The sequence below is a fragment of the Streptomyces jumonjinensis genome (assembly GCF_009600885.1).
GTDB lineage: Bacteria > Actinomycetota > Actinomycetes > Streptomycetales > Streptomycetaceae > Streptomyces > Streptomyces jumonjinensis.
In genome coordinates, this window is record NZ_VCLA01000121.1 from 38,710 (window position 1) to 42,132 (window position 3,423).

Sequence of the window (3,423 nt, forward strand, 5' to 3'; positions counted from 1 at the left end):
CTGGGCGTTGTAGCCCCAGGTCTTGACGGTGCCGTCGGAGAGAACGGCGATGCTGTGGAGGGCACCGGCGGAGATGGCCTCGACATTGGTGAGACCGGCGACGGTGACCGGGGTGTTGCGCTGGGCCGTGGTGTTGTCGCCGAGCTGGCCCTCGGAGTTACGGCCCCAGGCGCGTACGGTGCCGTCGGCGAGCAGCGCCAGGCTGTGGTGGTTCCCGGCCGCGACGGCGACCACGCCGCGCAGTCCGGTGACGGTGGACGCCTGCTCCTGCGCGGCGGTGCTGCCGATGCCGAGCTGGCCCTCGGCGTTGCGGCCCCAGCTCTCCACCGTTCCGTTGGAGAGCAGCGAGAGGCTGTGGTAGTACCCGGCGGCCAGGCTGTCGATGTCACTGCCCGTCGCGCCGGGGATGGTCACGGGCTTGTACTTGGCCGTGGTGAGGGTGCCGCCCAGCTGGTAGTTGTCATTGGCGCCCCAGCCCTTGACCCGGCCTTCCTGCGCGGTGGCGTCGGCCGGGGGCAGAGCGGCCCAGGTCGCCAGGACCGCGAGCAGTGCCAGCAGTGCGGCGAGGGCGCGGGCGCCGTAACCCCGGCCGTGGGGACGTACGTTCATGTCGATCCTTACCGATCGCGTGGCACGGCGGAGACCGATGCCACCATCATTACCAACAGTGGCCTTCCTATCACCGAGCGTGCTCGCGTACGGGGACGCCGCACCCGGTCCATACGGAGAGGTCCGCCGGGGCGGTGTGCCGTTTCGCGATCACCCGGCCGCCGTCACAGCTCAGTTGACGCCCGGCGGCGAAGGGTGAAACCCGGCGGGACGCCACCCCGGACACTCACCCTCAGGTATAGCCTGGACACATTGCGTAAGGACTGAGCCGCGGGGGTAACCGCCGTGCGAGAGAGCAGCAGTCACGAGAACGACGACGAGCGAGGGGATGCCGAGCGACGGACGGGCTCCAGCGCGCAGGGCGGCTCCGGGGCCCCGTCCCCCGGGGAGTCCGCACCGGCGAACCGGGACGGGGCCCCGGAACCGGACGACCGGGCCCCGGAGGACAGTCGGCCCCCGGAGCCGGACGATCGGGTTCCGGCGTCCGGCCGTCGCAGCTGGATCCGGCGTCATGGGCCCGAGACGCTGATCGGGGCCATGATCGTGGCCGTGGTCGCCGCGCTCGTCCCGGTCGCCCTCACCGCTCTGATCCAGGACGACGGCTCCAGCGCCTCCGGCAAGCCGCCGCCCGCGAAGCCCTCCGTCGCCGCCACGCCCGACTGCAAGGGGGAGACCTGCCACGGCCTCGACCCCGAGAAAGCCGGCTGCACCCAGGGCACGATCACCCTGCGGGACGACTGGGCGGGCCTGATGCGGCTGGAGATCCGCTACAACCCCGCCTGCGAGACGGTCTGGGCGAAGCTGACCGGCGCGGGCCCCGGGGACACCGTGTCGATCAGCACCTCACCCGGCAAGCAGCACACCACGGAGGTGGACTGGGGGAAGACCAAGTACACCCCGATGCTCCACGCCCCCCGGAAGAACTTCTCCGCGCAGGCGACGGCGGTCGCCGTCAAGGGGTACCCGGACCATGAGATCCCCAAGGGGTACGAGCTGCGGATCGGGGCGAACGCGACCCATCTGCCCACCCCGACGGCCACCGCCCGCCAGTCCTAGGGCCTTTCGCGGGAGATCACCAGCGTCTCTCGCGAGCGGTCACCGGGGCGGCTGCTGGAGCCGCTCCATCTCCCGGCGGTCCCGCTTCGTCGGCCGGCCCGCGCCCCGGTCCCGCACCGCGACCGGGGCGGTGAACTCCTTCGGCGGGGGCGGCGGACTGTTGTCCACGTAAGCCTGCACCGCCACCGGAGCGCCCACCCGCTTGCGGATGATCCTGGAGACGACCACCAGCCGCTCCCGGCCCTCATGGAAGAGCCGTACCTGATCACCGGCGTGCACGGTGTGCGCGGGCTTGACCCGGACGCCGTTGACCCGCACATGGCCCGCCTTGCACGCGGCGGCGGCCTGGGAACGCGTCTTGGTCAGCCGCACGGACCAGATCCAGGCGTCGACCCGTACGGACCCTTCTGTCCCTTCGGTATCCATGCGTCCGACTCTACGGCCCCGGGCCCCCGCCCCGGCCGTCATTTACGGGCCGGGGCGGGGGCGGCGGCACCAGGGCGGCGGCTCAGACTGCTCAGATTCCGATGTGTCGGCCGTCCTTGCGCCAGACGGCGACGACCGAGGGGCGGACGAGCTTGCCCGGACCGTCCGGCCAGCTGCTCGCGGGCTTCTCGACCGACGCCCCGTCGACCTCACCGGGGTGCTGCACGGCGACCAGGACGCGCCGGTCCTGGATGACCGGCCCACAGGTCTCCGCCCCGGTCGGCACGGTCAGGAACTGCTTCAGCTCACCACGCCGCTCCCCATGGGTCGCCACACCGAAGAGGCCGTCGTGGGAGCCGAGCTTGTTCCCGTCCGTGGAGATCCACAGATTCCCGTACGGGTCGAACGCCACATTGTCCGGGCAGGAGATGGGGCTGACCTGATCCTTGGGGAAGCCCGTGAAGTAGGTGGACGGGTCCTTCGGGTCGCCCGCCACCAGGAAGAGCCGCCAGGCGAAACCGTCACCGGCCGGGTCGTCCCAGTTCTCCGCCAGCTCCAGGATCTGGCCGTGCTTGTTGCCGTTGCGCGGATTGGCCTCGTCCGCGCCGGGCTTGCCGGGCTTGCCCCGGTCCGTGTTGTTGGTGAGCGCGACATACACCCGGCCGGTACGGGGAGAGGGCTCGACGTCCTCGGGCCGGTCCATCTTGGTCGCGCCGACCTTGTCGCCCGCGATCCGGGTGAACACGTACACCTCGTCGGCGGTCATCCCGGGGACATGGGAGACATCGCCGGTGGCCAGCGGAATCCAGACGCCGGAGCCGTCGAACTCGCCGTCGTTCGGGAGCTTGCCGGAGCCGTCGACATCGCTCGCCGGGCTGTCGCCGGACAGCTTGGCGACGTACAGCGTGCCCTCGTCCAGCAGGGTGCGGTTGTGGTCCCGCGCGGCGCGGGAGCTCCCCTGCTTCATCCGCTTCGACGACACGAACTTGTAGAAATAGTCGAAGCGTTCGTCGTCGCCCATGTAGACCACCGGACGGCCGTCGTCCGTCAGCCGGGGCTGCGCGGCCTCATGCTTGAAACGGCCGAGCGCGGTGCGCTTACGGGGAGTGAAATCGGGGTCGTACGGGTCCAGCTCGACCACCCAGCCGAAGCGGTGGGACTCGTTGGGCTCGCGCGCCACGTCGAAACGCTTGTCGAAGCGCTCCCACTTCCGCTCGGAGGCCCCGGCGGCGATGCCGTACCGCCGGTCGGTCTCGCTGGAGCCGTTGGCGAAGTACTGGTTGAAGTTCTCCTCGCCGTGGAGCGTGGTGCCCCAGGGGGTGGTGCCGCCCG

4 protein-coding genes are annotated in these 3,423 nt (G+C 71.0%); 1 reads left to right on the forward strand and 3 read right to left on the reverse strand.

Translation table 11 applies throughout. The features are described from left to right. On the reverse strand, window positions 1-609 hold a 609-nt coding region (locus FF041_RS14390), incomplete at its 3' end, for an RCC1 domain-containing protein (protein WP_407698157.1). A 537-nt stretch (window positions 610-1,146) separates the two neighbouring features. Here FF041_RS14390 and FF041_RS14395 point away from each other — a divergent pair. Continuing rightward, entirely contained in the window at window positions 1,147-1,665 is a 519-nt protein-coding gene (locus FF041_RS14395) for a DUF2690 domain-containing protein (protein WP_194292034.1), read from the forward strand. 39 nt (window positions 1,666-1,704) lie between these two features. On the opposite strand, the gene FF041_RS14400 is transcribed toward FF041_RS14395, so the two are convergent. Together FF041_RS14400 and FF041_RS14405 are read right to left on the reverse strand one after the other, a co-directional pair. Beyond that, a complete protein-coding gene (locus tag FF041_RS14400; protein WP_153480452.1) occupies window positions 1,705-2,091 on the reverse strand; it encodes an RNA-binding S4 domain-containing protein in 387 nt (128 codons plus the stop codon). Window positions 2,092-2,182: 91 nt separating this feature from the next. After that, the coding region (locus FF041_RS14405; protein ID WP_194292035.1) for a PhoX family protein at window positions 2,183-3,423 on the reverse strand (1,241 nt) is incomplete at its 5' end.

What these genes read in the sequence shown, in the direction of transcription:
- FF041_RS14400 (WP_153480452.1), bottom strand. Translation starts at nt 2,091, where the DNA reads ATGGATACCGAAGGGACAGAAGGGTCCGTACGGGTCGACGCCTGGATC.
- FF041_RS14395 (WP_194292034.1), top strand. Translation starts at nt 1,147, where the DNA reads ATGATCGTGGCCGTGGTCGCCGCGCTCGTCCCGGTCGCCCTCACCGCT.